The sequence below is a fragment of the Collinsella sp. AF11-11 genome, from assembly GCF_003465485.1.
GTDB lineage: Bacteria > Actinomycetota > Coriobacteriia > Coriobacteriales > Coriobacteriaceae > Collinsella.
This window is the reverse complement of the sequence record NZ_QSAS01000019.1, coordinates 1-26449: the sequence shown is the minus strand read 5'-3', so window position 1 is coordinate 26449 and position 26449 is coordinate 1. Positions and strand designations below refer to the sequence as shown.

At 61.5% G+C, this 26449-nt stretch carries 21 protein-coding genes, 5 tRNA genes and 1 pseudogene; 5 read left to right on the top strand and 22 right to left on the bottom strand.

From position 1 onward, the window contains the following. Window positions 1-93 precede the first annotated feature (93 nt). The 9 genes from carB to DWV58_RS09015 all read right to left on the bottom strand — a co-directional run bounded on the left by carB (window position 94) and on the right by DWV58_RS09015 (window position 14267). Entirely contained in the window at window positions 94-3408 is a 3315-nt protein-coding gene (gene carB / locus DWV58_RS09055) for a carbamoyl-phosphate synthase large subunit (RefSeq protein WP_117776881.1), read from the bottom strand. Between the two features lies 1 nt (window position 3409). Next, on the bottom strand, window positions 3410-4849 hold the full coding sequence (carA, locus tag DWV58_RS09050; RefSeq protein ID WP_117564029.1) for a glutamine-hydrolyzing carbamoyl-phosphate synthase small subunit: 1440 nt from the start codon (window positions 4847-4849) through the stop codon (window positions 3410-3412). A gap of 207 nt (window positions 4850-5056) precedes the next feature. Beyond that, a complete protein-coding gene (locus DWV58_RS09045; protein WP_117564028.1) occupies window positions 5057-6022 on the bottom strand; it encodes a hypothetical protein in 966 nt (321 codons plus the stop codon). Window positions 6023-6041: 19 nt separating this feature from the next. Beyond that, complete coding sequence (locus DWV58_RS09040) at window positions 6042-7814, bottom strand: ABC transporter ATP-binding protein (protein WP_117564027.1); 1773 nt, start codon at window positions 7812-7814, stop codon at window positions 6042-6044. 184 nt (window positions 7815-7998) lie between these two features. Beyond that, entirely contained in the window at window positions 7999-8694 is a 696-nt protein-coding gene (locus DWV58_RS09035; RefSeq protein WP_172622467.1) for an NUDIX domain-containing protein, read from the bottom strand. Between the two features lie 21 nt (window positions 8695-8715). Then, window positions 8716-10020 carry a phosphoribosylamine--glycine ligase gene (gene purD / locus DWV58_RS09030; RefSeq protein WP_117776880.1) on the bottom strand — a complete coding sequence of 435 codons (1305 nt, stop codon included), beginning with the start codon at window positions 10018-10020 and terminating at the stop codon, window positions 8716-8718. A gap of 118 nt (window positions 10021-10138) precedes the next feature. Further along, window positions 10139-11425, bottom strand: coding sequence for an adenylosuccinate synthase (locus DWV58_RS09025; protein ID WP_022094075.1), 1287 nt, complete (start codon window positions 11423-11425; stop codon window positions 10139-10141). A 93-nt stretch (window positions 11426-11518) separates the two neighbouring features. Continuing rightward, the gene (gene dnaB, locus DWV58_RS09020; RefSeq protein WP_006235827.1) at window positions 11519-12916 is read right to left on the bottom strand and encodes a replicative DNA helicase; all 1398 of its coding nucleotides are present in this window, start codon (window positions 12914-12916) and stop codon (window positions 11519-11521) included. Window positions 12917-13016: 100 nt separating this feature from the next. Further along, window positions 13017-14267, bottom strand: a complete 1251-nt coding sequence (locus DWV58_RS09015; RefSeq protein WP_117776879.1) for an IS3 family transposase — start codon at window positions 14265-14267, stop codon at window positions 13017-13019. Between the two features lie 122 nt (window positions 14268-14389). Between DWV58_RS09015 and DWV58_RS09010 the strand changes: the two genes are divergently transcribed. After that, window positions 14390-14884 carry a nucleotidyltransferase domain-containing protein gene (locus DWV58_RS09010; RefSeq protein WP_117629780.1) on the top strand — a complete coding sequence of 165 codons (495 nt, stop codon included), beginning with the start codon at window positions 14390-14392 and terminating at the stop codon, window positions 14882-14884. Window positions 14885-14955: 71 nt separating this feature from the next. On the opposite strand, the gene DWV58_RS09005 is transcribed toward DWV58_RS09010, so the two are convergent. The 6 genes and pseudogenes from DWV58_RS09005 to rpsF all read right to left on the bottom strand — a co-directional run bounded on the left by DWV58_RS09005 (window position 14956) and on the right by rpsF (window position 19306). Next, the gene (locus DWV58_RS09005; protein WP_158564556.1) at window positions 14956-15993 is read right to left on the bottom strand and encodes an IS1595 family transposase; all 1038 of its coding nucleotides are present in this window, start codon (window positions 15991-15993) and stop codon (window positions 14956-14958) included. Window positions 15994-16046: 53 nt separating this feature from the next. After that, window positions 16047-17165: pseudogene (locus tag DWV58_RS09000) on the bottom strand (IS1249 family transposase). Window positions 17166-17617: 452 nt separating this feature from the next. Next, window positions 17618-18157: a 50S ribosomal protein L9 gene (gene rplI, locus DWV58_RS08995; protein WP_117629778.1), complete on the bottom strand. Its 540-nt coding sequence runs from the start codon at window positions 18155-18157 to the stop codon at window positions 17618-17620. Between the two features lie 15 nt (window positions 18158-18172). Then, window positions 18173-18439 carry a 30S ribosomal protein S18 gene (gene rpsR, locus DWV58_RS08990; protein WP_006235829.1) on the bottom strand — a complete coding sequence of 89 codons (267 nt, stop codon included), beginning with the start codon at window positions 18437-18439 and terminating at the stop codon, window positions 18173-18175. Window positions 18440-18511: 72 nt separating this feature from the next. Beyond that, a complete protein-coding gene (locus tag DWV58_RS08985) occupies window positions 18512-18964 on the bottom strand; it encodes a single-stranded DNA-binding protein (RefSeq protein WP_055310294.1) in 453 nt (150 codons plus the stop codon). 48 nt (window positions 18965-19012) lie between these two features. Beyond that, complete coding sequence (rpsF, locus tag DWV58_RS08980; RefSeq protein WP_006235831.1) at window positions 19013-19306, bottom strand: 30S ribosomal protein S6; 294 nt, start codon at window positions 19304-19306, stop codon at window positions 19013-19015. Between the two features lie 504 nt (window positions 19307-19810). Here rpsF and DWV58_RS08975 point away from each other — a divergent pair. From DWV58_RS08975 to DWV58_RS08960, 4 genes are all read left to right on the top strand, one after another. Beyond that, window positions 19811-19901 (top strand) — tRNA-Ser (locus tag DWV58_RS08975). Between the two features lie 48 nt (window positions 19902-19949). Beyond that, window positions 19950-20040, top strand: a tRNA-Ser gene (locus tag DWV58_RS08970). A 369-nt stretch (window positions 20041-20409) separates the two neighbouring features. Continuing rightward, complete coding sequence (locus tag DWV58_RS08965; protein WP_229057814.1) at window positions 20410-21099, top strand: trimeric intracellular cation channel family protein; 690 nt, start codon at window positions 20410-20412, stop codon at window positions 21097-21099. A gap of 106 nt (window positions 21100-21205) precedes the next feature. Continuing rightward, window positions 21206-22351, top strand: coding sequence for a polymer-forming cytoskeletal protein (locus tag DWV58_RS08960; RefSeq protein WP_117716206.1), 1146 nt, complete (start codon window positions 21206-21208; stop codon window positions 22349-22351). Window positions 22352-22480: 129 nt separating this feature from the next. Here DWV58_RS08960 and typA read toward each other — a convergent pair whose 3' ends face one another. The 7 genes from typA to DWV58_RS08925 all read right to left on the bottom strand — a co-directional run bounded on the left by typA (window position 22481) and on the right by DWV58_RS08925 (window position 26290). Then, window positions 22481-24319, bottom strand: a complete 1839-nt coding sequence (gene typA, locus DWV58_RS08955) for a translational GTPase TypA (RefSeq protein WP_117629776.1) — start codon at window positions 24317-24319, stop codon at window positions 22481-22483. A 117-nt stretch (window positions 24320-24436) separates the two neighbouring features. Continuing rightward, on the bottom strand, window positions 24437-24886 hold the full coding sequence (locus tag DWV58_RS08950; protein ID WP_089572580.1) for a hypothetical protein: 450 nt from the start codon (window positions 24884-24886) through the stop codon (window positions 24437-24439). Window positions 24887-24916: 30 nt separating this feature from the next. Next, complete coding sequence (locus DWV58_RS08945; RefSeq protein ID WP_117584034.1) at window positions 24917-25306, bottom strand: hypothetical protein; 390 nt, start codon at window positions 25304-25306, stop codon at window positions 24917-24919. Then, complete coding sequence (locus DWV58_RS08940) at window positions 25307-25807, bottom strand: bifunctional nuclease family protein (protein ID WP_089572578.1); 501 nt, start codon at window positions 25805-25807, stop codon at window positions 25307-25309. 182 nt (window positions 25808-25989) lie between these two features. Next, window positions 25990-26066: transfer RNA gene (locus DWV58_RS08935), tRNA-Ile, on the bottom strand. A 4-nt stretch (window positions 26067-26070) separates the two neighbouring features. Further along, window positions 26071-26146, bottom strand: a tRNA-Ala gene (locus tag DWV58_RS08930). A gap of 67 nt (window positions 26147-26213) precedes the next feature. Further along, window positions 26214-26290: transfer RNA gene (locus DWV58_RS08925), tRNA-Ile, on the bottom strand. Between the last annotated feature and the right edge of the window lie 159 nt (window positions 26291-26449).

Below are 26449 nucleotides of genomic sequence, written 5' to 3'. Positions count from 1 at the left end.
CGGAGGGGGCTGAGTTTCTCACTGAGCGACTCTGCTTGCAGCCGGAGCGAAGGGGGAAACTCAGCCCCCTCCGCCCCGGCCGGCCAGCTCAACCTACACCGTGTGCTGCGGCAGGTCCTGCAGGGCGATGACGTCCATGCCCATGTCGTTGGCGCTGCCGTGACCCTGCTGGTCCTCGCGCACGGCCTCGATGGCACTCACGTACGTGTTGGCCGCAGACATCGCGGTCACGCAAGTCACGCCGCGGCGCACCGCCTCGGTGCGCAACAGATAGCCGTCGCCACGCGAGCCCGGACCGTACGGCGTGTTGATGATCACCGCGATCTTGCCATCGGCGATGAGGTCGCCGATGTTGGGGCGCTCGCCGTCGTGCGGGCCGCTAATCTTCTCCACGATCTCGCACGTCACGTTGCCTCCACGCAGCACGCGCGCCGTACCCTCGGTAGAGCAGATGTCAAAGCCCAGGTAGCGCAGGATGCGGGCGACCGAAAGGATGTGACGCTTGTCGCGGTCGCACACGCTGATGAATACCTTGCCGGCGCTCGGGTCGGGCAGCTTGTAGTCGATCGCCAGCTGCGTCTTGGCGTATGCCTCGGGATAGCTCTTGGCGATACCCATGACCTCGCCCGTCGACTTCATCTCGGGCCCCAGGATAACGTCGGCGCCCGGGAAACGGCCCCAGGGCATAACGGCTTCCTTCATGCAGAACCAGTCCAGCTGACGCTCATCGCTCGGCAGGCCCAAGCTCGCGATGGAATCGCCCGCCATGATACGCGCCGCGCACTTGGCCAGCGGCACGCCGGTGGCCTTGGAGATAAACGGCACGGTACGGCTGGCACGCGGGTTGGCCTCGATCACGTAGACGGTCTCGCCCTTGATGGCATACTGCACGTTGACCAGGCCGCGTACGCCCAGCGCCATCGCGATGCGGCGCGTGGTCTCGCGGAGCTTCGCCTGCAGGCTCTCGCTAAAGCTAAACGGAGGGATGCAGGTCGCAGAGTCGCCGGAGTGAATACCGGCCTCCTCAATATGCTCCAGGATGCCGCCGATGTAGACCTCTTCGCCGTCGCACAGGGCATCGACATCGGACTCAATCGCACCCTCCAGGAAGCGATCGAGGTACACCGGGTAGTCGGGGCTAATGCGCGCAGCCTCTGCCATGTAATCGCGCAGATGCTCGGCATCGTAGGCGATCATCATGCCGCGGCCGCCCAGCACATAGCTCGGGCGCACCAGCAGCGGATAGCCGATGTGCGCGGCCACGGCCTCGGCCTCCTCAAACGAGGTGGCCTGGCCCGCCGGCGGGTACATGATGCCCAGCTTGTCGAGCAGAGCGGCGAAGCGCTCGCGGTCCTCGGCAAAATCGATGGCGTCGGGCTTGGTGCCCATTATGTTCACGCCGCTCTCCTCGAGCATGCGCGCCAGCTTAAGCGGAGTCTGGCCGCCGAGCGTCACCACGACGCCGTCGGGGCGCTCGACATCGATAACGTCCATGACGTCCTCGTAGGTGAGCGGCTCAAAGTACAGACGGTCGGACGTGTCATAGTCGGTCGAGACGGTCTCGGGATTGCAGTTGACCATGATGGTCTCGAAGCCGCGAGCCGCCAGTGCGTAGCTCGCGTGCACGCAGCAGTAATCGAACTCGATACCTTGGCCAATGCGGTTGGGGCCGGCGCCCAGGATCATCGCCTTGGGCTTGTCCGCCGGCGTGGTCTCGTCGGGAGCCACGCACTTCTTGGCATCCGGGCTCGTGCGGTAGATGTTCTCGTACGTCTTGTAGTGGTACTCCGTGGCGCTCGAAAACTCCGCAGCGCAGGTATCGACCGTCTTCATGCTGGGAACCACGCCCAGACCCTTGCGATAGGCGCGCACAAAGCGCTCGTCCGAGCCGGTCAGCGCGGCAATCTCGGCGTCGCTCGTGCCGTACTGCTTGAGCAGGCGCATCGCGTCGGCGTCGATATCCTCCACACGCAGGCCGCGGATGCTCTCCTGGACCTGCACCATGTCGTTGATACGGTTGAGGTACCACGGATCGATACCGCAGATGGCATGGATGTGGGCGATGTCCCAGCCACGGCGCAGGGCCTCGACCACAAAGAAGATGCGGTGCTCGGTCGGGGTTGCCACGGCCTGAGCGAGCTCATCGTCGCTCAGCTTGTCGGCACCCTCCTTGCCACCGGCGCAGATGCCCTGGTGACCGTCCTCCAGTGAGCGCATGGCCTTGCCGAAGGCCTCCTCAAAGGTGCGGCCGATCGCCATAATCTCGCCCACGGCCTTCATGCGCGTGGTGAGCGTGGGGTCGGTACCCTTAAACTTCTCGAAGGCAAAGCGCGGCACCTTGACCACACAGTAGTCGATCGTGGGCTCAAAGCAGGCGGGCGTTGCCTTGGTGATGTCGTTGACGATCTCGTCGAGCGTGTAGCCCACGGCCAGGCGAGCGGCGGCCTTGGCGATGGGGAAGCCCGTGGCCTTGGAGGCCAGTGCGGACGAACGGCTCACGCGCGGGTTCATCTCGATGACGATCAGGCGGCCGGTCTGGGGGTTCACGGCAAACTGCACGTTGGAGCCGCCGGTCTCGACGCCAATCTTCTCCAGAATGGCGAGCGACGCGACACGCATGCGCTGGTACTCAAGGTCGGAGAGGGTCTGCGCTGGCGCCACGGTGATGGAGTCGCCGGTGTGCACGCCCATGGGGTCGAGGTTCTCGATGGAGCACACGATGATGCCGTTGCCGGCGTGGTCGCGCATGACCTCCATCTCATACTCTTTCCAACCCTCGATGGACTCCTCGACCAGCACCTCATGGGCAGGCGAGAGCTCAAGGCCCTGGCTCACGATGGAGACGAGCTCCTCGTGGGTATGCGCGATGCCGCCGCCGGCGCCACCGAGGGTAAAGCTCGGGCGCAGTACGCAGGGATATCCCACGCGCTCGGCGATAGCCTCGGCGTCGGCCACGCTGTAGGCATAGCCCGAGCGCGCGACCTCCAGGCCGATCTCGGCCATGGCCTCGTTAAAGAGTTTGCGGTCCTCGCCGCGCTCGATAGCGGCCAGGTCGCAGCCGATCATCTCGACGCCGTACTTGTCGAGCGTGCCGTCCTTTGCCAGCTCGACGGCGGCGTTCAGACCGGTCTGGCCGCCCAGCGTGGGCAGCAGCGCGTCCGGGCGCTCTTTCTTGATCACGCGCTCGATAAACTCGGCGGTGATAGGCTCAACATAGGTGCGGTCGGCCAAGCCCGGGTCGGTCATGATGGTCGCCGGATTGGAGTTGACCAGGATGACCTCAAAGCCATCCTCCTTGAGCACCTTGCAGGCCTGGGCGCCGGAGTAGTCGAACTCGCAGGCCTGGCCAATAACGATGGGGCCCGAACCAATAACGAGGATGCGCTTGATGTCAGTACGTTTAGGCATGTTAGTTCTCCTCGGTCGCAGCGTTCTCGGACTCGGCGAAATTCCAGCCGGCGAGGCGGTCCTTCGCGGTGTCGATGTCCAGGTAGTTCTCCTCGCCGTCCATGAGTCGCGTAAAGGCGGTAAAGAGATAGTGGGCATCGGTGGGGCCGGGCGAAGCCTCGGGGTGGTACTGGACCGAGAAACACGGGGCGTCGAGCAGCTGGATGCCCTCGGCGGTGCCGTCGTTGAGGTTCACATGTGTCAGGCGAATGCGACCAAAGCGCTCGTTCATCACGACCGGCGCGACGCCGCGACGCACCCAGGCGCGCAGGTCGCCATCGGCCGCATGCTCGGTTTCGCCGCCGGAAAGCTCCGGAATCAGTTTGCCCAGACTGGGGAACAGAAGGCCAAAGCCGTGGTTTTGCGCGGTGATCTCCACGCGACGGCTCACCAGATTCATAACCGGCTGGTTACCGCCACGGTGACCGAATTTAAGCTTTTCCATTTGGGCGCCGCAGGCCAAGCTGATCATCTGGTGACCCAGGCAAATACCAAAGACCGGCACCTTGCCGATCAGCTGCTGCACCTGCTCGTAGGTCTCCACCACGGCATCGGGGTCGCCGGGGCCGTTGGACAAAAAGACGCCATCAGGATTCATGTCGAGCACCTGCTGGGCGGGCGTATCCCACGGCACGACGGTGAGGTCGCAGCCGGCACGGACCAGGCCCTCCAGAATACCGCGCTTCACACCGCAGTCGTAGGCGACCACTTTGTGACGGGCAGGAGCGGCAGCCACAAGCGCAAAGCCATGCGTGGCAGGCAGGTCGGCGGCCACAAACTCGTGAGGCGCGGGACAGCTCACGGTCTTGACCAGGTTCTCGCCCACCAGCGTGGGCGCTGCGTCCAGACGCTCGGCGAGCTCGTCGACGTCGAAGATCTCTGTCGAGATAATGCCCATCTTGGAACCATTGTCGCGCAGATGGCGCACCAGAGCGCGGGTGTCGACACCCTCGATAGCGACGATGCCGTGAGCGCGCAGGTACTCCGGCACGCTGACGGCCGAGCGCCAGTTAGAAGGCGTGGCGCACATGTCGCGAACGATCATGCCGCGCATAGCCGGAGCGCTCGCAGGGCGCACGGCGTCGCCGGGGAAGGCCGACTGGACATCGGTCTCGTCGATACCGTAATTGCCGATCTGCGGATAGGTCATGGTTACAATTTGGCCGGCATAACTCGGGTCGGTCATGACCTCAAAGTAGCCCTCAAGCGAGGTGTTGAAGCAGACTTCGCCGGTCGCGGTGCCCTCGGCGCCGCATGCACGTCCATAAAAAATGGTCCCATCCTCAAGATACAGGATACAGGGACCGCAGGTGCCCTTGCTGGTTTTGGCCAGCATACGCTGGCAAAGCTCGCTGGGCGCGAAGGTGCGGGCGGCAGCGCCCGCGGTATGGTTGTTCGCCATAATTCTCCTTCCCGGTCTCACAGGACCGGCTTAAAGGTGTGTAGTTAGGCCTCGCGGTATTGTAACCGCAAGCATGCCTCATGGCGTTAATTTCATCGAAATGTTTACGAAATGATAATTATGACTTTCTATGCATAATGATTTTTCTGGGACGGGGATTAAAAATCATCCCGCGTGGGCTTGTGGCTCACGCGGGATAATGGCCTCTTACTTTTGCTTGTCCTGTTCCAGCAGATCGGACGGTGAGCGATCGGGCTTGCCGCCGCGGAAAATCTCGCGGCCATGCAGACGATGCTCCAGGTCACGTTCGGCCTTTTCCTCGTCAATCTTGGTCTGGCTCACCACCGGGTCCTCGATCAGCGACGAAACCGAGTTCACCTGTTTTTGAATGCGCTCGGCAATGGTGTCGTCCATGCTTACGATGCGCATCTTCCAGTCGATACTCGTGGCGTTGGATGAGCTCTTGGTCCACACAAACGTCAAAATGGCGCTCTGATGACCCCGCGCGGGAAACATGCCAAAGAAGGAATCGTGCTGAATGTTGCTATCCTCGTCGATATAGGCGTGAACGTTATACACCACGCGGTCGATCTTATCGTTGAGCAGCGCGTTGGTCGCAAGCGCAGCGGCCTGAATCTGCCCGTTGGACAGCAGCTCGAGCTCGTTGGCAGACGATGTGTCCAACACCGTCACCTCGACCGTGCCCGTACGCTCATCAGCTTCATCGACGGTAAAGTCGAGCGGGAACTGCGTAAAGCCGTTGCCCCACTCAAGGCCGCCCTTCAGCGCCGTCGAAACGGTATCCACCGAAACGCTCTCGGACAGGTTGGCGGTGTTCAGGCGTCGCATCACGCCGTAGCCAATCTGCATGCCCACAATCAGCACCAAGATGCCAATGACCACGGCCATGGCAGTCTTCGTAATGGTATGGCTCACCTGCGAGCCCGAAGGGTCGTCCTCGGACAGCGGGTCGATATGTTTTGCCTGGCTCGCGCGGTCCTCGCTGCGCAGCTGCGCTAGCGCCGCTTTGTCACCGCGCTTGGCCGCAGCCTCCTTCTCACGCATGCGCTCGGTGCGCTTTTTGGCAAGCGTGGGATCCAAGACACCGGATGCATCGATTTCGGAGAATAACTCCGTCACTTCTTCCGGAGTCAAAGGGTTCTTGTCAGCCATAAACTTCCTGTCATATCAATCAGTCGAGCTCGTGCGCACGCGCACCTTCGAACTGCATTCGATAGTAACGGGCATAAGTGCCGCCACGGGCGAGAAGCTCCTCGTGCGTGCCACGCTCCACAACGCGACCATGCTCAACGGTCGCGATCTCATCGGCATGCTTAATGGTCGAAAGACGGTGGGCGATGATAATCGTGGTGCGGCCGCGTGCCAGCTCTTCGAGCGACTCCTGCACCGCCTCCTCGCTCTCGTTATCCAAAGCACTCGTCGCCTCATCCAAAATAAGGATCTTGGGGTTCTTGAGAAACACGCGCGCGATGGCAACACGCTGCTTCTGTCCGCCCGAAAGACGGCTGCCGCGCTCGCCCACGACCGTGTCATAGCCCTGTGGAAGCGACTCGATAAAGGCATCGATGTTGGCGCGACGGGCGGCCTCGGCGATCTCTTCAGCCGTAGCGCCCGGCTTGCCATAGGCGATGTTCTCGCCAATCGTACCGTCAAATAGATAGACATCCTGCTGCACCAGGCCGATGGCGCGGCGCAGGCTCTGCTGCGTCACATCGCGCACGTCCTGGCCGTCGATGCTAATGGATCCGGTAGCCACGTCATAAAAGCGCGGCAGCAGCGAACAGGTCGTGGACTTGCCGCCGCCCGAAGGGCCAACCAAAGCGATGGTCTGCCCGGGCTTGATGGACAGGTCCATATGGTCGATAACGGGACGCTCGTCGGCATCGCCCTCGCCCAGCTCAACATCCTCGTAGTTAAAGCACACGTCGTGATAAACCACGGCGCCGGCGGTCACCTGCAGATCCGTGGCGCCCGGCTTGTCCTGGATATCCGGCGCAGTCGAGAGCACCTCGTCCATGCGCTTAAAGCCGGCGATGGCCTTCTGATACGTTTCGGCCGAATTGACGAGCGTCTCGAGCGGCGTGCAGAACAGCGAAATATAGAGTGCAAAGGTCGCCATATCGACCGCCTGCAGCTGTCCCTGGGCGACCAGCCAGCCGCCCAGCAGTACCACGATCACATAGAGCACACCCGAGAGCAGGCCATACGTCGCAGTATAGACGCCCATGGCGTGATACATGTTCTCCTTGGACGAAAGGTAGCGATTGTTGGAGGCGCGGAACTTGAAGCGTTCGGTCTCCTCATTGGCAAAGCTCTTGACCACGCGCATGCCCGCCAGCGAATCCTGCAGCTGCGCATTGATGCCGCTGATCTTTTTGCGGTTGTCGCTAAAGACCTCGCGCATGCGCATGTTCTGCCAAAACATGATGACCGCAAACGCTGCTGTCACCACAGCCATGGCGAGCGCCAGCACCGGGGCGATGGTAAAGAGGATCACAAACGAGCCGATAATCTCGATGCCGCAGATGATGATCCACTCGGGCACGTGGTGCGCCGCCTCGCAGATATCGAACAGGTCGTTGACCACGCGGCTCATCATGTCGCCCGAGCTGTTGCGGTCAAAGTACGCAAAGCTAAAGCGCTCATACTGGTCAAACAGGTCCTCGCGCATTTTGGACTCCATACGCGCGCCCATCACGTGACCCCAATAGCTCACAAAATAGCGGCAGGCGCAGCGGACGGCATACATCAGCACCAAGCCCACCGCGATCATGCCGAGCGCCTGCATAATGACAGCCTGACCCTGAGTAAACAGCCCACCGGTCAAATTGCGCAGAATAATAGGAAACGCAAGGTCAATGGCGGCAAGCACCAGAGCGCAAACAGTATCGGCAACAAAAAGCCCCATCTGGGGCTTGTAGTAAGAAAGAAACCTCTTCAGCATAATCACCTTACGCGGTTTTACCAAACCGCGTTTCGTCTCGACGCTGCAAGCGCCCCATTTAGACAATCTGGCCTTCAATCGTCGGTCGCGTATATCCATACGCTTCCCTCCTCTTTTAGACCACCTTGTCTCAAATGGAGCACTTTCGCTGACTTACACAAACCTGCGGGATCATCCCCGCTCGTTACAGCTCTGCCCCGCCTAGTCGGTGAGCGATACTGTCGCAGGCAAGAGCGCCCACGACGGTCTTGGCGTCTTCGATCTTGCCGTCGAGCACGGCGTCGATCAGCTCGTGCAGCGGCACCAGGTCCACGTTGACAAACTCGTCATCGTCGGGGTTGGGCGCATCAAACTCGAGCTTGGTAGCCAAGTAGATGTGGATGATCTCATCGCAAAAACCGCATGACGTGACAATCGACGTCAAAAAGCGAATACGACCGGCCCTAAAGCCCGTCTCCTCATGCAGTTCGCGCTTGGCGCAATCGAGCGGGTCCTCGCCCGGGTCGAGCTTGCCGGCGGGAATCTCGACCGTCACGCGGTCGATGGCGGTGCGGTACTGACGCACCAGTACGATCTTGCCGCTCTCGGTCAGTGCCACAACGGCCGCCGCACCCGGATGGCGAACGATATCGCGGGCGCTGCGGCGACCGTTGGGCAGCTCAACCTCAAGACGGTGGACGTCGAGGATCTTGCCCTTCCAGGCGCACTCCTCCGAAAGAATCTTCTCGTGCAGCTCGGCATCGTGCGGGTCGTCGTCGCCCAGCACCAGCGCCGGCTCGTCAGCGACCTCGCCACCAGGCTCGCCCTCGGCGTGCCCATACATGCGGCTGTCCTCCTCGACGATCTGCGCGTCCACGAGTTCTTCGTTCTTCTCGTCCATCCGTCTCATTCCTCTCGGATTTTAGGCATCCCAGGCGTCGCGGCCGCGCAGCGCGCGCAAGCCGATGTCGTGACGCAGGGTCTTGCCCTCAAAATCAATCTTCTCGCAGGCCTCGTAGGCAAGGTTGCGAGCGTTCTCGAACGTGTCGCCCAGAGCGGTCACGGCAAGCACGCGGCCACCATTGGTCACGAGCTGGCCGTCCACCACGGCAGTGCCCGCGTGGTACACCGTCACGTTCTCCATGGCCTCGGCATCCTCAATACCGGTGATGACCTTGCCTTTCTCGTAGCTGCCGGGGTAGCCCGCGCTCGTCAGGACAACGGCCACGGCCCACTCGTCGCGCCAGTCGAGTTCAATCTGGTCGAGCTCGCAGTTGGCGCAGGCGAGCATGACCTCGACCAGATCGTTCTTAAGGCGCGGCAGCACGACCTGCGTCTCGGGGTCGCCAAAGCGGGCATTGAACTCCAGCACCTTGGGGCCGGCAGGCGTGAGCATAAAGCCGCCATACAGGCAGCCGCGGTAGTCGATGCCCTCGGCAGCAAGCTCGGCCACGGTCTGCTCCATGACCTTCACCATGGTGGCGTGCTCCTCGTCAGTCACGATGGGCACCGGGCTGTAGACGCCCATGCCGCCGGTGTTGGGGCCCTTGTCGCCCTCGAGCGCGCGCTTGTGGTCCTGCGAGGTGGCCATGGGGCGCACGGTCTTGCCGTCGGTAAAGGCCAAAAGCGAGCACTCGGGGCCGGTCAGCATCTCCTCGATGACCACGGTGTTGCCGGCGTCGCCAAAGGTGCCGCCAAAGCACTCGCGCACGGCCTCCTCGGCCTGCTCAAGTTCGGTCGCCACGATAACGCCCTTGCCCGCGGCAAGGCCGTCGGCCTTGACGACCAACGGAGCGCCCTGCTCACGCACGTAGGCGAGAGCCGAAGCCTCGTCGGTAAATGAACCATAGGCTGCCGTCGGGATACCGGCGCGCTCCATGAGCTGCTTGGAGAACAGTTTGGAGCCCTCCATCTGGGCGCCCTCGGCACCCGGGCCAAAGCAGGGAATACCCGCCGCGCGCACGGCGTCGGCCACGCCCGCCACGAGCGGAGCCTCGGGACCAATTACCACGAGTCCGCATCCGTGGCTCTGAGCAAACGCCGCCACGGCCGCAGGATCGCAGTCGTCGAGAACAACGTTCTCGCCGCAGCTCGCGGTGCCGCCGTTGCCCGGCGCGATGTAGAGCTTGCCGGCGCGCGGTGATGCTGCGAGCTTTGCTGCCAAAGCATGCTCGCGGCCGCCGCTGCCCAACAACAGGATGTCGATGGTTTGAGTGTCCGCCTTCAAGGGTGCCTCCTCTATGGATGAATAGCCCGCTCCGCGCGAGCCCTTTGCAAGCAAATATACCCCTCGGCCGCCCACTTGGGCTGCAAAGGGGTATATCGCAATAACCAAATGATCCCGATTACTTCCAGAATCGGTTGATGATCTGCTCGCGACCGGCGCCGACGCCAATGAACGTCACGCGGGTGTGTGCCAGATCCTCGATAAACGCCACGTAGTCCTGAGCCTCCTGCGGCAGCTCATCAAAGCTGCGGCAACCGGTGATGTCGCACTTCCAGCCGGGGAGCTCCTCGTAGATGGGCTTGGCATGCTCAAAGCGCACCTGATGCTCGGGCACGCTGGTGTAGCGCTCGCCGTCGACGTCGTAAGCCACGCACACCTTGATGGTGTCGAAGGCCGAAAGCACGTCGAGCTTGGTCACGGCGATGTCGGTGAGGCCGTTGACGCGCGAGGCATAGTTGGCGATAGGGCCGTCGAACCAGCCGCAGCGACGACGGCGACCGGTGGTCACGCCGTACTCGTAGCCCTCCTCGGTCAGCGTGTGGCCGGCCTCGGACTCATAGGAAAGCTCGGTGGGCATGGGGCCCGAACCGACGCGGGTGATGTAGGCCTTCATGACGCCCAGCACGCGGTCGACGTTCTTCATGCCGACGCCAGAACCGGTAATGGCGCCGCCGGCGGTGCAGTTGGAAGACGTCACGTACGGATAGGTGCCGTGGTCGATGTCGAGCAGCGTGGCCTGGGCGCCCTCAAACAGCAGGTCCTTACCCTCGTCGATCATGTTGTTGAGCAGCAAGCTCGTCTCGGTGATGTAGGGGCGCAGGCGCTCGGCCATGGGCAGATACTCGTCGCAAATCTGGTCCACGGTGTAGGTGGGCAGGTTGTAGATGAGCTCAAGCTCGGGGTTCACGCGGGCAAGAGCGGTCTCCAGCTTGTCGCGGAACAGTGCCTCGTCCAGCATGTCCTGCATGCGCAGGCCGATGCGGGCCATCTTGTCCTGGTAGCACGGACCGATGCCGCGCTTGGTGGTACCGATGTTCTTCTTGCCGAGCTTCTGCTCAAAGGCGCCATCCAGATCGATGTGGTACGGCATGATGACATGCGCGTTGCCGCTAATCTTGAGGTTCTTGGTGGTGATGCCGTCGGCCTCGAACATGTCGATCTCCTCAAGGACAACCTTGGGGTTGACGACGCAGCCGTTACCGATCACCGACACGTGGTCGGAATACATGATGCCAGAGGGCACCTGGTGCAGGCCGTACTTCTTGCCGTTGACGACGATGGTGTGACCGGCGTTGTTGCCGCCCGAGTAGCGCACGACGGCATCGAAGTCGCCGGCGACCAGGTCGCAAATCTTACCCTTGCCCTCATCGCCCCACTGGGCACCGACCAAAACGGTTGACGGCATGTTTACTCCTTACATTCATGGACTGTCTACGCGCCACGCCGGCACGCAGAAGCACAAAACATTCCCAGTATACCCGTGCAACGGGCGCCTGTCCTACTCCTCGGCATGTGCCCCATCAAGCTCATAGAACTTGGTGGATGCCGGCAGGAACATCAGGTCGACGTCGCCGATCGGGCCCGAACGGTTCTTGGCCACGACGATACGCGTAACGCCCTCGTCGGGTCGATCGTCGCGCGAGGCTTCGGCCTCATCGGCGGAGCGGTCCAAGAACATAACGATATCGGCGTCCTGCTCGATGGAGCCCGATTCACGAAGGTCGGAAAGCTGCGGGCGCTTGCCGGTACGGGATTCGACCTGACGCGAGAGCTGCGACAGCGCGATGAGCGGGATCTTGAGTTCCTTGGCCATGATCTTCAGACCACGCGACATCTCGGAGACCTCGACGGTACGGCTCTCGGAGCGGCGTCCCGGCGGAGGACTCACCAGCTGCAGGTAGTCCAGGATGATGATGGCCTTCTCCTTGTTGTGGAGCATGCGGCGGCTCTTGGCGCGAATCTCGGTCACTGTGGTGCCGGGCGTATCGTCAATCAGAATATCGAGCTTGGACAAGGTCTGCGTGGCCTCGTTGATATTGGCCCACTGCTCGGGGCTAATGCGGCCCATGCGGAAGTCACTGATCGAAATCATGGCGTAGGCGCAAATCAGACGCTGGGCAATTTCCTTGCCCGACATCTCCAGCGAGAAGAAGCCGACGGTATAACCGGCCGCGGCAGCGTTGAGCGCCAGATTCAGGGCGAACGACGTCTTACCCACAGCAGGGCGGGCGCCGATGATGATGAGCTGGCCCTCGCGAAAACCCATGAGCATGCGGTCGAGCGACGGGAAGCCCGTGGGCACGCCCGCAGCCTGGCCGCCTGCCTGGCACACTTCCTCGGCCTCGTTATAGGCCTCGACCATAAACTCGGTCAGCGTCTTGTAGCTCGACTTGACCTCGCGTGCCGTGACCTTGAGCAGCTTGCTCTCGGCCAGCTCCACGACCTCTTTGGTATCGGTGGGAGCGTTATAGGCCAGCGCGTTGATCTCGTTGGTGGCGCCGATCAGCTCACGCAGCATCGAATCGCGGCGAACGATAGCGGCATGGTGCTGCCAGTTGACGAGCGACAGGGTCTGACCCATCAACTCCAAAATGTAGGCCTCGCCGCCCACGGCATCAAGCTTGTTGATGCTTCGCAGGTAATCGATCAGCGAGATGGAGTCGATGGGAATGCGGCTGTTGTACATATCGACCATCGCGGTATAGATGGTCTTATGAATGGGCCGGTAGAAGTCATCGGGCTGCAGCTCGACCTGGGCCTCTTCGACCACCTCGGGCGATAGCAGCATAGCGGCCAGTACATTGGCCTCTGCATCTTGGTTTTGGGGAAGACCCAACTTGGAACCACGGTCCTCGACCGTCAGCCCGGTCTCCCTATCGTCATATGCCATGAGCATCCTCATTCATATCGCTTGCGAGCATCCATAGTATCAGCCACAGCTTTAAATCGAGGCGCGCCTTAACAATCATCACCGAACCAAACGGATGAACGGTCCCTTATGTGCGTTGTGTTAGACGGGACTGCGGACGATTTCTTGGACCGTTACGCGCCCTTCCCAGCGCGGCGCGGAACTCGGCCGGCGTGCGGCCGCCGAGCGCATCGCTGCGCCTCTCCGTATTGTATCGGCCGATCCAGCCCCCGAGCTCCTCGATGAAGCGGGCAGGGGTCCAGCCCGACCAGTCCCTGCCGTGCCAGAACTCCCTCTTGAGCAGGCCGAAGAAGCCCTCCATCGCCGCGTTGTCCGGGCTGCAGCCCTTGGCGGACATGCTCCTGGCGAGGCCGTGCCCCTCGCAGATCGAGATCCAGCCGGGCCAGCGGTAGTGGCCGCCGCGGTCGGAGTGGATGACGGGGCGCTCGCCGGGCGCGAGCAGCGCGCAGGCGTCCTCGAGCGTCGAGTTGGCGAGCGCGGCGTCCGGTCTCTCGCCGGCCCTCCACGCCACGACCGAGGAGTCGAAGCAGTCCCTGATGGCCGACAGGTAGACCTTCCTGCCGGAGGGCAGCCTGAACTCGGTGATGTCGGTGAGCCACAGGAAGTTCGGCAGGGCCGAGCGGAAGTCGCGGCGCACGAGGTTCGGCGGGGCCGGCGTCGGCTCGCCCGCATAGGAGCTGTAGGGCCTCCTCTTCCTCCTCATCCACCTGGGGACCAGGCCCTCCTCGCGCATGATGCGGAGGACGACCTTCTCCGAGGCGCGCACGGGCTCGTCGAGCTCGCGCAGGCGCGCCGTCACGAAGCGGTACCCCCGCGCCCCCTCGCCGTCCTCGGTGAAGATCCTGCGCACGAGCGCGCGCAGGGGCGCGCGCCGGTCGGGCCTCGCGATCGCGCGGCGCTGGTACTCATAGGAGCTCTTTGATATCCCCAAGGAACTCGTGAGTTCTCTCAAGGACCACTTCCCCGCAGGCCTCAGGCGGTCTATCACCAGGGTCTTCTCCCTGTTCGACATCCCGTCGAGGCTCTCGGCTTTTAAAACGTCCTGCACCGCCCTCAGCACCGCGTTCTCGAGCCTGAGCCGCTCGATCAGGGCGTCCTTGTCCTCCGGGTCGATGTCGGGGTAGTCGGGGCCGTCCCCGACGAGTCGCGGCAGGTCCATTCCTCCACCGGCCCTTCCCGCGGGCTTGCGCACGTCCCTGATCCAGCGCCAGACGGACGTCTTGCCGGGCCCGCCGAGTATCTCGGTTATCTCCATGACGGTGAGCCCGGCGCCGCGAAGCGCCCTGGCCCTCTCCACCATTCTCCTACTGTATGCCATGCGGACTCCGTTCCGGACCTCAACGGTCCAACTTTTTGTCCGCAGTCCCGACCGCTTTGGATACTGGGACTTTTCCTATAATCTTTCTTGCTTAGATAGCAGGCGAAAGCGAAGGAGCTCCTATGGTCACCAAGGATGATGCGTGTTGGATAATCGGCCTTTCCGCAGGTGCGGGCATTGGCGTATACCTTGATGGCGGCTGGGGCATCGATGCGCTTGTCGGGCGTGAGACCAGGGCTCATAACGACATCGACCTGTTCGTTCAGCGCGGGGATTACCAAAGGTTCGTGGATCTAATTGCTGATGAGGGGTTTTCCGAGGTGGCTGCATCTTTCACCACCGAAGATCACACGGTGTGGCAAGACGAGGCGGGGCGCATCGTCGACCTGCATTGCTTCGATTTCGCCGAGAATGGCGATATTCTGTATCAGGGAGATCGTTTTCCCGGGGAGGTCTTTTCGGGGAGGGGGCGCATCGGCGAGGTGGAGGTGTCGTGCATCGACCCCGAAAGCCAGCTGTTGTTTCACTTGGGCTATCAGCATGACGAGCACGACGCCCACGATGTCATGCTCCTATGCCGTGAGTACGGTTTCGACGTTCCCGAAGAATATCGCTAGCTGTTGCTATTTGCATCGGGGCACGACTTCAGCGCTTGCCGCAGATGCGCTGCGCCAGACCGCCCTGGACATCACGCCACGCCGTATATGGCCCTCCGCGCACGCGAGTCCCATTTCGCCTGCTTGATCCAGTACTCGTAGAACGGATAGGGGGTCACCTTGTACTGGCGCCAGGTCTTCTCGTACGTGCCGCGGGCTGCCTGCCTCACTATGAGCTCGGCGAGCTCGTCCGCGCTCCTGCGGACCTTGAAGCACCATGTCCACTTGAACCAGGCGAGGTAGTTCTCGAGGCGTCTCGTGGAGACACCCCGGAACCTGCCGATGAAGTGCCTCATCTGGGAGTGGAGGCTGTTCACCCTGTTGATGGCGTGCTCCTCCCTCTTGCTGGCGATGTGCGCGCCGACGCCGAGGGCGGGCAGGACGCGGCGGTACACGTGCGCACGGTCCGTCGAGATTATCGCGCCGGCCGCGAGCTTGTCGGCGAGCAGCTCCCTGGCTGCCGCCTCGTCGAGGCCGCCCCTCCCCGCGATCTCGTAGAAGATGTCGCCGGCGTCGTTGATGCCGGTGAGCACGCATATCTTCTCGTGCCCGTCGGTTCCCTGCGACCTTGTGCGGGGCTTCCTGGGCATGCCGGACTCCGACCTGGAGCGGTTTCCCTTGAAGCTCTCCCTGAAGAAGCACTCGTCGAGCTCGGCCCCGCCGCCGGCCTCCACGCGGAAGGCGGGCATGCGCTTGGCCATGGCCTCGAGCAGCCTGTGGCGCATGAAGAACGCCGTCTTGAGGCACACGCCGCACTTTTCCGCCGACTCGCGCAGCGGGAGCATGTCCACGTGGCACTCCGCGAACCTCATCCAGGCCGACCTGTCGAGCTTGGTGGTGGAGAAGATGCGCATGGTGGCGTCGGTGAAGGTCCTGGCGCACCCTCGGCAGAGGAACCGCTGACGGCCGCTCCCGTCTCGCCCCCTCTTCACGTAATGCGGGGAGCCGCACCAGGGGCAGGCTCTGTCGGGATCGTCTTCCGCCCCCTCGCTTGCCGCGAGTTCGAAAAGCTCCGCGTCTATCAGCGCCTTGAGCGATCTCAGGGCCCTGCTCTTCTCGGCAGCCGTCATCTGCGGCTTATAGGACAAAATGTGTGTCCCGATAGAACATCCGTTTCCATCCATTAATCCAGCCAGAACGGGTACGGGTCCCTGTGGTGGAGGTCCTCCCACACGGCCCTGTCGCCCCATTCCGGCCCTCCGTCCTCGCGTGACGGCGAGGCGGAGTAGACGCTGAACAGGAAGTCGATGTCCGCGTCGGTCGGCATCGTGGCGAGCTTCTCGCGCGCCGTCCTCGCGCCCCCCGAGTGCGCGTGGCACCACCAGAACACCGCCTTCACGCGCTTGACCGACGTCAGCCCCCGGTGGTTGCGCAGGACGGCCCTCATCTGCGAGTTCACCCCTCCCTCGATCATGTTGTTGGTCGACGGCAGCGGGCCGGCCTTGGCCAGGGCGGGGTCGAGGTAGGTGAACAGCGTCCCCGCCGACACCAGCGACGACAGCGACGAGCGCGCCCGCCTCAGCCTCTCGTGGGTGCAGGCCCTCCTGCCGTCCACCACGGTTCTATCCTCCAGGAAGTCGGCCCAGAACCCGCACCAGTCGAGCTAGCGCTCGACCCAGAGCTCGGCCTGGTGCAGCGTCTCGATTCCCATGAGGTCGCGCGCGATGAGGTAGAGCTCGCGCCCCGCCTGGAGCTTCGGCCGCGTCGTCGTGTAGCGCTTGACCTGCGAGAAGGCGTGGAAGGTGCATCTCTGGACCCTGGTGCGCGGCCAGGTCTCGCGCACGGCCTTGGCGAACCCGCTCCCGCCGTCGGTGACGACCACCTCGGGCGCCGGGATCGGCGCCATGAGGGCCGACCACGCCCTCGAGTTCTCCGACCTTGCCATGTACCAGGAGACCACCCTCTCGCCGCTGCAGCATATGAGCACCACGAGGTCGCGCGCGACCCAGATCCCGTCGACGTAGAGCACGCGGTGCAGCTCGCCGTCGGGGACGGGCATGGGCCAGACCTCCCAGAACTCGGCCGTCCTGCGCCTGAAGGACCGCCCGCCGCCCGGCATCGCCGCCTAGGAGTCCTTGGAGAGGAGCCACCCGAGGAACTCGTCCAGCCTCGTCGCCGTGTCGTCGTACCTCACCGTCGTCGACGCGCCGCAGGCCGTGCACCTCCACCGCTGGGACCCCGATGAGGTCCTGCCGTTGCGCTTGGTCCGACCGCCGCAGTAGGGGCAATAAACGGCCTTCATGGGCACCTCTTCCGAAAGGGTATTTAACGGTTCCGGAAAAGGTTATCTACCTGCGGTAACGATAGGCAACCGGACACACATTCTGTCCGAGCGGTTAAAAGCGGGCACGGAATTTAAACGGCTGAAAAAGGGGCATCGACCTGCGCCGATGCCCCCAACGTGGACACACATTTTGTCCTATAAGCCTCATCTGCGGGAGGAACTGCCTCGTCAGCTGGGTGAGCACGTCTTCCATTGCAACCTCCATCTCTCCTGATGATGGAATTGTCGCAACCGGGGCCCCGTCGCGTGTACTGCGTGCAGGACACTTATCCAAAGTGGTCTAACACAACGCTTATGTGGGACTGCATCTCAATGTATGACGTGACACCCACTCAGCGCAAAAAATAAAAGGGCGCCCCGGTCTCCCAGAGCGCCCTTCTTAGAACAAGATTGTTGCGTTGCAGCAAATGCTACTCAGCAGCAGCCTCGGTCTCGACCTCGGCGGTCTCGGCCTCGGCGACCTCAGCGGCCTCCTCGACCTCAGCCTCGGCAGCGAGCTCCTCGGCGGTAACGCCGACGAGAACGACAACCTCGGCCTTGATCTCGCGGTACAGCGAGATGGCAACGGTGTGGGCACCGGCAACCTTGATGGGCTTACCGAGCTCGACGCGCTTGCGGTCGATGTCCATACCGAGCTGAGCCTTGATGGCGTCAGCAATCATAGCGGCGGTAACAGAGCCAAAGAGGATGCCCTCGTCGCCGACCTTGACGTCAACGGTGACCTGCTTGCCCTCGAGGGCAGTCTTGGTCTCGTTGGCGGTAGCCAGACGGACGGCCTCGCGCTTGGCGATGTTGTTGCGACGCTCGTCGAGCTGCTTGAGGTTGCCCTTGGTGGCGGCAACAGCGAGCTTCTTGGGGAACAGGAAGTTCTCAGCGTAACCCTGAGCGACCTCTACGACGTCACCCTCGCCGCCCTTGCCCTTGATCTCATCGAGAAGAATAACCTTCATGATGCGTCTCCCTTCTTAGCCGCGGTCGCGGTTGCCACGAGAGGAAACCACGGGGACGGTGTACGGCAGGAGAGCCATCTCGCGGGCGCGCTTGATGGCGTTGGCGATGTCATGCTGATGCTGCGTGCAAGCGCCAGTGACGCGACGGGGCTTGATCTTGCCACGGTCGGTCATGTACTTACGGAGAAGCTGAGTGTCCTTATAGTCGATGAACTCAGTGTTCTCCTTGCAGAACTGGCAGTACTTACGACGCGGCTGACGTGCAGAAAAATCATTAGCCATGTCAAAATACCTTTCGTTTGGCAACTTCGGCGAACCGAAGCCGCCTCTCACTCAAAAATAGGTGAACAACCCTTAGAACGGGATGTCCTCATCGTAGACGTCGACCGCGGGCGGCGTAGCCACCGGTGCGGCAGGACGTGCTGCGGGCGCGGGAGCTGCGGGGGCGTAACCGCCCTGATCGTAGCCACCCTGGCCACCACGGGAGCTCATAAACTCGATCTCATCGACGATGACCTCAAGCTTGCTCCGGCGCTGGCCATCGCGCTCCCAAGAGCTGTAGCGCAGCTTGCCCTCGATCGCGACCTTGTTTCCCTTTGCCAGGAAACGGCTCACGGCCTCGGCGCGCGTGCCGAACATAGTGCAGTCGACAAAGTTGGGATAGTCCTCCCACTCGCCAGTCTGCGGGTTGCGGCGACGATCGTTCACGGCGACGCCAAAGGACAGAACCTGGGTTCCGCCGGCGGTGGCGCGCAGCTCGGGATCACGCGTGAGGTTACCGGTGATGTTCACTCGATTGATGCTCATAACTCACTACTTCCTCTTGGGGCACAAGCCCAGTCCAAAACGACAGTCTTACTCCTGGTCGTCGCGACGGACGATCATGTGGCGGACCACAGCGTCGGTGATGCGCAGGACGCGATCAAGCTCGGCGATCTGGGTAGGATCTGCGTGGAAGTTGATGAGGGTGTAGTCACCATCGGTGAGGTCGTTGATCTCGTAGGCGAGCTTGCGCTTGCCCCACTCGTCAACGGAGTCGACCTTGCCAGCGCCCTCAGCGATCGTGGTATCGATACGCTTCATAACAGCGAGACGAGTCTCGGGGTCGAGCGACGGGTCAACAAAGAACAGCAGTTCATAAGCCTTCATATTGTCACCTCCTCTGGGCAAATGTGGCTTCAGGTCGTGAAGGTGCGCCTGAAGCAGGAAAAGACTTGGTAATAATATCTTTCAACCTCCTAGGCCGCAAGAATATGCAGCTACAACCTCATGACCTCCACATATGCCCATACTCGCACGACGTTTCATGCGTCTTCCAACCAAATGCTGACCAAGTGCTTGACGGATTTGTGGACAAGATACGACGCCGCGGGGACAAGCTGAGCCAAGCCACAGGTCAACGGGCACAAGGCTGTGGTCGCAAAATGCATACCAGTGGTCCACAGCGCCACCCAAAGATTTTTAAATTCATTGCCAAGTCGCTTATGAATACCCCTTTTGAACAATTGAGTTAATCAACCACGCTGGTCGGAAGCCGTTTTTTGGCACCTCAAACCCCACTGCAACGACAAGCGCGGCCAAGCGTTTTAAAAAATGCCAACTTTTCTGTTTGCACTTTGCGGTTCCTCGTGTATACTGACTTTCGCATTTAACGGAGAGTTGTCCGAGTGGCCGAAGGAGCACGATTGGAAATCGTGTAGGCGTCAAAAGCGTCTCCAGGGTTCAAATCCCTGACTCTCCGCCAGTTAATTCCAAAGCAGGCCTTCGAGCCTGCTTTGTTTTTACCCCACGCGGAGGGGTGGCAGAGTGGTTGAATGCGGCGGTCTCGAAAACCGTTTGGCCTGTATAAGGTCACGAGGGTTCGAATCCCTCCTCCTCCGCCATTTTGGTTGAGAAAGCTCCCGAAAACGGGGGCTTTTTTGTTTAGAGTCCCTTACAAGCAAATACGGCGGAGGAGGAGGGATTCGAACCCGCCAGGGCGCAAAGCGTAAAGAAAACGCGCCAGTGGCGCGTTTTTAGCGCAGCGCGGTCGGCGTAAGCCGACCGGATAAATTTTGAGCGCTGCTCAAAATTTGGACATCCCTCCTATTCAGCCACGCCCCCATCGCGTTCAGCATCGACCCAGATCCCCAAACATGGAACCTACGCCCCCACCCAGTCCCGACCGTTTACCGAGCAATAGGATCACCACGCCCGCCAACCATGTACTATGTACGGGCATTGTCTAAACCCGCAACCAAAAGGACCCCATCTTGCCCGTCGTCGCCGCTATGACCGTTACCTCACACGCCACAGATGCCATGGTCGCCATCCCGTTTTGGCTCGAAATGTTCGCCGTCGTCGCGGCTTCAATCTCGGGCGTGTTGGTCGCGCGCGAGCACAAGCTCGATCTGGTGGGCGCGGTCGCGCTTGCCGTGGTCTGTGGCTTGGGCGGCGGTCTTTTACGCGACATGACGCTGCAGGTGGGCAACGTCTACATCCTCAACCAGCCAATGGCGCTGCCGCTTTCCATTGCCACGGCAGCCATCATCTATATTTTCCCGGCAATCGTCGACAAGCCCGAAAAACTCATTCCCCTGCTCGACATCATCTCGGTCGGCATCTACGCCGCCACTGGAGCAGACAAGGCGCTGGTCTACGGCTTTGCACCGGCGGTGTGCATCATGATGGGCTTTTTCACCGCGGTGGGCGGCGGCATGTTGCGCGACGGCTTTATGGGCGTGGTTCCGGGCATTTTCCAACGTACTAACTTTTATGCCATCGCCGCCATCGCCGGATCGACAAGCTATGTGTGTCTCGTTATGAGCGGCATTATGAGCAATGTCGCCGCGCTGGTCGTATGCGTTGTCGTGACCATGGGTCTGCGCTGGCTCTCGCTGCGCTTTGACATCAAAAGCCCCACCGAAGAAGATATCGCGCGCTTCTTGCACCGTAAAAAGTAAACAGCACGGCACGACCCTTCGAAATGCAACCGAGAGGTTCTTTTAGAGCGCCCACGCGTTGGGTACCCTGTTAGGTGTATGTCGAGCATCTGACGAAGGATTCACTATGCCCTGTAATCAATTCCCGTCGACCCAGCGCCGTAAAGCGTGGGTCCGCATCACGATCCTATTCGCGCTCGTCGCCCTAGCGGTCACCGCACTTCCCACGGCGTCGTTCGCCGGCACAGACACCGCAGGCAACGTACTTGCGACCGACAATGACGCCAATTCGTCCGGCGTCGAAGGTGACCTGTACTGGGCAGGTCAGGCCCTCAACTTGGACGATGCGTCCATCGGCCGCGACATAATTGCAGCAGGCGAGAGCCTCTCCATCCGCGACTGCACGGTGGGCGGCGCCGTCCGCTTGGCGGCGCGCACCATCGACATTGCCAAGACTACGGTTGATGGCAGCGTGACCGTTGCCGGCCAGCATGTCGTGCTCAATTCCGACAGCACCACCAACTGTTTCTATGCGATAGGCGAGACGGTTGCCCTGCGCGGCTCTACCAAGTCGGCAGCGCTTGCGGGCGATACGGTGACTATCGATGGCACCGTCGAGGGCGATGTCGAGGTTTGGGCCGATAAGCTCATCCTGGGCAAGAACGCCCACATCACCGGCACCGTGAACGCGCACGTCTCCGAGGACCCCGAGCGCGCCGCGGGAGCCGAGGTCGGCGCGCTCAAGATCGACCGCACCGAGAGCGAGGATACTTCCACCGTTAACGATGTCATCGGCGGTATCGTCGCCGCGGCACTCTCGGCCTGCTTTGTCGCCCTACTGCTCGAACTCGTCTTTCCGCGCGCAACCGCCAGCGCCGCCGGCATGCTCCACCAGCGCCCCATGCCCCTGTGGGTGAGCGGTCTTCTGGGCACGATTGCTATCGTCCCCGCCGTCCTACTGCTAATTATCTCTATCGCTGGTCTGTCGCTTGCCGGAGCCCTCATGTGCGGTGTTATTGGCATCGCGCTGGTGTCGAGTGCCTTTGCAGGGTGCGCGATCGCGCGCATGGTCGGACACAGCCAGAACCGCTACGCCATGGCGGCCGCCGGCGGCGTGATCGCAGGTGCACTTACGGCAATCCCCCTCGTAGGCGATTTCATCAGCGGCGTGGCCTTTGTCTTCACGCTCGGCTATGTTATCCAGATCATCTGGCGCAACGCTCACCTCAAGTCGCAACAGCCGGCTAATACGCCGGAACTCCCCACCGCCTAGCTGCCAACCACCACAAAGGGGACAGGCACCTTTGTGGTGGTGCAAGCGAACCTGTCCCCCTTGCACCAAAAAGGGCGCCGACCATCGCGGTCGACGCCCTTTCTTATTGGCGGTTATAAGCCCCAGCGCTTATTTGTTGACCTGACCGGCACGGACGGCGGCCTTCTTGCGGTCGGTGGCATTGAGCAGACGCTTGCGCAGGCGAATATTCTTGGGAGTGATCTCCACCAGCTCGTCATCGGCGATGTACTCCAGCGCCTCCTCCAGCGAGAAGGTGCGGGGCGGCACCAGCTGCACGGAAATATCGGAGGTCGAGGAACGCTGGTTGCCCAGGTTCTTGGTACGGGCGATGTTGACGACCATGTCGCCGGCCTTGCTGCGCTCGCCCACGATCATGCCCTCGTAACACTCGCTGCCCGGCTCAACAAACAGCTGGCCGCGCTCCTGCAGCGTGCCCAGGGCATAGGCAACGGCCTTCTCGGTGGTCATGGAGATCATGGCACCGTTCTGACGGTTGCCGATCTCGCCGGCGTAGGGACCGTACTCCAGGAAGGTGTGGTAGAACACGCCCTCGCCGTGGGTGACGTTCATGATGCGGTTCTTAAGGCCCATGATGCCACGCGTCGGGATCTTAAACTCAAGGTGCGTCACGATGCCCGAGGTATCCATACTCGTCATGATGCCACCGGAGGTGCCGAAGACCTCAACGACCTTGCCCGAGTACTCGTCCGGGCACTCGACGACGGCCTGCTCGACAGGCTCCATCTTGTTGCCGTTCTCGTCCTTCTTAAACAGAACGCGCGGACGACCGACCTGGAACTCAAAGCCCTCGCGGCGCATGGACTCCATCAGAACGGACAGGTGCAGAATGCCGCGGCCCGAGACCTCGACGCCGCTCTTGTCCTCGAGCTCCTCGATCTTCATGGTCACGTTGTTCTCGGCCTCGTTGAACAGGCGCTCCTTGAGCTGACGGGCACCCACGATGTCGCCGTCACGGCCGACGAGCGGGGAGGTCGAAGCCTCAAAGACGATGGACAGGGTCGGCGGGTCGATCTCGATGGGCTCGAGCTCGACGGGGTTCTCGGGGTCGGTGTAAACATCGCCGATATCGGTGCGGTCGATGCCCACGACGGCGGCGATGTCGCCGGCGCCGACTTCCTGGCACTCGGTGCGGCCCAGGTAGTCGAAGGTAAAGAGCTGCTTGACGGTAGCGGTGGCGCTGGAGCCGTCGTTCTTGACGACCAGGATCTGGTCGCCCTGGTGGATGGTGCCGGAGTACACGCGGCCGATGCCGATACGGCCAACGAAGTTGGAGTGGTCGATGGTCACGCACTGCATGGCCAGCGGGGCGTTCTCATCAACCTCGGGCGCGGGCATATCGTCGATAATCATATCGAGCAGCGGATACATATCCATGTTGCCGTCATTGGGATCGAGGCGGGCAAAGCCGTTGACGCCGCTGGCGTAGATGACGTGCTCCATGGCAAACTCGAGCTGGTCGTCGGTGGCGCCCAGGTCGGCCATAAGGTCGAGGCAGTCGTTGTAGGCCTTCTCGGGGTTAGCACCCGGACGATCAATCTTGTTGATGACGATCATGATCTTAAGGCCGGTGTCGATAGCGTGACGCAGCACAAAGCGGGTCTGGGGCATGGGGCCCTCAAAAGCGTCGACCAGCAGCAGGGCGCCGTCGGCCATACGCAGCACACGCTCGACCTCGCCGCCAAAGTCGGCGTGGCCCGGGGTGTCGATGACGTTGATCTTAACGTCCTTGTACTCGATAGAGATGTTCTTGGCGAGAATCGTAATGCCGCGCTCACGCTCCTGGTCGTTAGAGTCCAGGACGCGGTCCTCGACCTGCTGGTTGGCACGGAAGGCGTCCGTGGCACGCAGGAGCTTGTCGACCATCGTCGTCTTGCCGTGGTCGACGTGGGCGATGATGGCGATGTTCCTCAGATTGTCTACGCGCATGTAGTTCCCCTATCTTCTATCCATATACAAACGGCACGCGTATGCGGCCCGCCCAGCGATACAACGCTCAGCGGGAATATTGAGCCTTTTACCGAAAACTCGTTTATTTTAGCGATTTTAGATAAGAGGGGTTTCCTCACCTGCAGGTTCAGGGTCGCTCCACATAAAACCATCGCCGGCACCCATGCCCTCATACAGCACGTATGCCGAAAAACCGCTCTCGAGCGTGGTTTCGAAGAAGCTCACGAGCAGGGCGTCGTGATAGCCGCCGTCAATTTCGACACAACCGGTGTAGCCGATGGCGTAACGGGCGATGCGGCCCAGCCCCTCGTCCTTAAGACCCATCTTGTGCTCGGAGATAAAGTTGGTGGCAGCCTCGAGGCACGCCTCTTCGCCATCCTCATCGAGCGCCGCCAGATAACGGTTGGAAGCAGCGTCCTCGATCGCCACAACTACGCCCGGATTCTCGCCGGCGGCAAGGTCGTCCAAGAACGCACCAATCAGGTCACACACCATGGCGTCGAGCTCGGCGGAGACGTTACCGGCGTCCTGCATATCCTGTGCCATCTTTAGACCTTCCCATCGAATCCGGCGTCGTTACAGTTCTTGTGCCTCAGCAGCGATCTTGGCGGCAGCGTCGCGGGCGTGCATCATATCCACCGCACGCTTGTCGAGCACCTTGATCTGACTGGTCAGCATTACCGCGTCGACCACGCCCCAGATCACCAGGCCCGTAGAGATCGAAAACCCAAGCGCACCAACTGTACCACGAAGGCGCGAGCAGATTGCCGCGACAAGGGCGGAGATGACAACCATCTTGATAAACGAGCCGCGGCGCTCGCGAAGCGTGCGGGCCTGTGTCACATAGGCGAGGCGGGCCGCCTCGGATGCTTCCGAGCGCATCTGGGCTTCACGCGCGATGGCGGCCGCCTCAGCCGACATGCCGCCGGCCATCAGCGAACGCTCCGCAACCTGGACGCCCCGCATTTAGAAGTCATCGGGGGAGAGCGTATGGACGAACTCGTCGAACTTCTCGAACTCCTGCTCGTCGTCGACTTCCTCGGCATGGGCAGAAACGGTGCCCAGGCGATTCATGATGTCGTCCTCCACAAACATGGGAGCATTGCTGCGCACGGCAAGGGCGATGGCATCGCTGGGGCGGGCATCGATCTTGCGCTCGTCACCATCGGCCAGTACGACAATCGTCGCGTAAAACACCGGCGGCTCGGCGCGAACGATCTCGATGCGCTCGAGTTTGGCGCCCAAGGCGTCAACGGTATCGAGCAACAGGTCATGGGTAATCGGGCGCTCGGCGCGACCGCTATCGATGCCGCGGCTGATGGCAGCAGCTTCAAACGAACCAGTCTGAATGGAAAGGGAACGCAGCGGCGCGGGCAAGTCCGATTTGCTGCAGCGCTCGCGAAGCACGATAAGCGATGGCACGGGACCGGCGGCCATGACGATGGTCTCTATGTCGACACGAACCATGGAACACCTCCGGTACGTAGCGGTTAACACGCGGCAGCCCGCCGCATTGAATAGCTATACTACCCAAACTTTCGCACAGCACACAAAATCAAAGTAGTCTTTTTGGGACGGGGCTCTTTTGACTACTCCAGCAGGTAAGAAAAAAGCCCCGAGGAAACCCTCGAGGCTCTTCACAGTTTTGATGGTGGACCTGACAAGATTCGAACTTGTGACCTCCCGGTTATCAGCCGGACGCTCTAACCAACTGAGCTACAGGTCCATCATGGTGGAGGTTAGGGGGATCGAACCCCTGACCTCAGGCTTGCAAAGCCCGCGCTCTCCCAGCTGAGCTAAACCCCCACGGAGACAGTAATAAACACCCCAGCGGCGACTCGGCTCTCGCTGGGGTGTTTATTGCGAAAGAAAGTGGTGGACCTGACAAGATTCGAACTTGTGACCTCCCGGTTATCAGCCGGACGCTCTAACCAACTGAGCTACAGGTCCATCGCGCAAAAGATATATTAGACGAGTCGTTACGCGCGCGTCAACAACTTTTTTGAAAATCTTTGGGAGGGTGGTCGCTGGGCTGGCGGGATGGTTTTGGTTTGCTGCTCGGACAGTCCTGCGCAAGACGAAGGCCACATTAAGTGGCCTTCTTTGCGT